The organism is Streptomyces sp. NRRL WC-3549, assembly GCF_000721935.1.
Lineage (GTDB): Bacteria > Actinomycetota > Actinomycetes > Streptomycetales > Streptomycetaceae > Streptomyces.
The window spans coordinates 110,533-112,984 of the sequence record NZ_KL585385.1 but is presented as its reverse complement, the minus strand read 5'-3'; the positions used below and the strand labels follow the sequence as shown (position 1 = coordinate 112,984).

Sequence of the window (2,452 nt, the reverse complement as noted above, 5' to 3'; positions counted from 1 at the left end):
GCGCGAGGTGGAGCCGGTTCCGGACGGCAGCCGCGACCTGACGGCACACGTGGCGCTGGACGCGTGTGCGGCGGCGACCGCGGGCCTCGGCGCCGGGGCCGAGCTGCTGGACCAGCGCACGGCCCTGCGGGAGCTGGGCGTCAGCGGTGAACGCCCGCCGCTCTCCCGGGCCTCCACCGACCCCGCCGGATACGTCCGGGCGCTCGCCTCGGCGGGCGAGGCGGCCGAGCTGACCGCCCGGGGCGGCCTGGGCGACTTCGGCTGGCTGCGGCAGTGGGTGGCGCCCGGAGTCCGCCCCTGACCCGGTGCGGCACAGGAGGGATACTGTCGGGCATGACGGAGACGACGGTCGGCATCGGCGGCGCGGCAGAGAGCACCGACATGGTGCTCAACATCGGTCCGCAGCATCCCTCGACGCACGGGGTGCTCCGGCTGCGGCTCGTGCTCGACGGGGAACGCATCCGGCAGGCCGAACCGGTCATCGGGTACATGCACCGCGGCGCGGAGAAGCTGTTCGAGGCGCGTGACTACCGGCAGATCATCATGCTCGCCAACCGCCACGACTGGCTGTCGGCCTTCTCCAACGAGCTCGGCGTCGTCATGGCGGTCGAGCGGATGCTCGGCATGGAGGTCCCGGAGCGCGCCGTCTGGACGCGTACGCTGCTGGCCGAGCTGAACCGGGTCCTGAACCATCTGATGTTCCTCGGTTCCTATCCGCTGGAACTCGGCGGAATCACCCCGATGTTCTACGCGTTCCGGGAGCGCGAGGAGCTCCAGACCGTGATGGAGGAGGTCTCCGGCGGCCGGATGCACTACATGTTCAACCGGGTCGGCGGCCTGAAGGAGGACCTGCCCGCGGGCTGGCTCGGCCGGGCCCGGGGCGCCGTCGCCTCGGTGCGCTCCCGGATGGACGTGTACGACCGGCTGGTCCTCGGCAACGAGATCTTCCGTGGCCGCACCCGGGGCGTCGGTGTGCTGTCCGCCGAGGCCGTGCACGGCTACGGGGTGTCCGGTCCGATCGCCCGGGCCTCGGGGGTCGACTTCGACCTGCGCCGCGACGAGCCCTACCTGGCGTACGGGGAGCTGGCGGACACCCTGAAGGTCGTCACCCGGACCGAGGGGGACTGCCTGGCGCGCTTCGAGTGCCTGCTGGAACAGACCCACAACGCGCTGGACCTGGCGGACGCCTGCCTGGACCGGATGGCCGACCTGGCGCCCGGGCCCGTCAACCAGCGGCTGCCCAAGGTGCTGAAGGCCCCGGAGGGCCACACCTACGCGTGGACCGAGAACCCCCTCGGCATCAACGGCTACTACCTGGTGTCCACGGGCGAGAAGACCCCGTACCGGCTGAAGCTGCGCTCCGCGTCGTACAACAACATCCAGGCGCTCACCGAGCTCCTGCCGGGCACGCTCGTCGCCGACATGGTCGCGATCCTGGGTTCGCTCTTCTTCGTCGTCGGCGACATCGACAAGTAACCGCTCCCGGGGCGCCGGTGGCGCGGCGCCCCGGGGGCGGGCTCAGGAGGAGACGGCGCTGCGCAGCGGGCCGACGTCCAGTTGCTCGGTCTCGTCGTGCGCGGTCAGGTCGATGACCTTGCCCACGGCCCGGTTCTCCGCCGTGCCCGTACGGTGCGCGGCGAGTGCCTCCTCGCCCACCACGTCCGCGAGGTCCTCGTTCTGCACGGACTCGATCGCGGTGGCCCCCGCCTTCTGCGTACCGAAGAAGTCGAAGCTGCCCTGGGGGACGAGGTGCCGGCGCGCGGCGTACGGGACGACGGCCGACGCGGCGGCCACGGCGCGGGGCGCCCGCACCGGTGCGGGCGACGGCTGCGGTGCGGGGAGGGCGGCCGGCGGGCGGTGTTCCCGGTCCTTCGTCCCGGTGCCCGCCGCGTGCTTCCCCTTCGGGCCTTCGCCCTCCGTGTCCCGCTCCGCGGCCCGCTCGGCCAGATCCCGCTGCCGGGCCGTCTCGGCGGTGCGACGTGCCTCCTGGAGGGCCGCGTTGCGCGTCAGGTCCTCCAGCGCCTGGGCCGCGCGCAGATACGCTCCGGGGGTCGGGGTGGACCGTGCGGCGGGGAGTTCCCGGGGCGCGGTGGCTTCGGCTGCCTCGGTGGCTTCGATGGCGAGCCGGCGGCGGCCCTCCAGGGCGCTGGCCCGCTCGGTCTCCGCGGTGGCGTACCGGCGCAGCAGTGCGGCGTGTTCGCCGCGCAGTCCGGCGAGCTCCACCCGCTTGCGGCGCAGCTTGGTCTCCAGCCGGGTGCGCAGTTCGCGGGATTCCTCGAGGTCGGTCTCGAGCTCGGCTATCCGCTCCTCGGTCTTCCACTCGTCGCCGGCCCGGGCACGGGTCAGCTCCGCGACCCGCAGCCCGGCCTCCCGGTCCCAACTGCGCATCAGGAAGGCGCCGGTCACGGCGGCGGCGGCCGCCGCGGCCACCAGCCCGCGCAGAACCATGGGT

The 2,452-nt window shown here is 73.5% G+C and carries 2 protein-coding genes and 1 pseudogene; 2 read left to right on the top strand and 1 reads right to left on the bottom strand.

The features are described from left to right. Positions 1-301 (top strand): annotated as a pseudogene (locus IH13_RS0104065) (hypothetical protein); the annotation flags it as partial. A 32-nt stretch (positions 302-333) separates the two neighbouring features. Beyond that, positions 334-1,476: an NADH-quinone oxidoreductase subunit D gene (locus tag IH13_RS0104060; protein ID WP_031081032.1), complete on the top strand. Its 1,143-nt coding sequence runs from the start codon at positions 334-336 to the stop codon at positions 1,474-1,476. Positions 1,477-1,518: 42 nt separating this feature from the next. Here IH13_RS0104060 and IH13_RS0104055 read toward each other — a convergent pair. Beyond that, positions 1,519-2,452: coiled-coil domain-containing protein (locus IH13_RS0104055; protein ID WP_234433204.1), on the bottom strand; the 934-nt coding region annotated here is incomplete at its 5' end.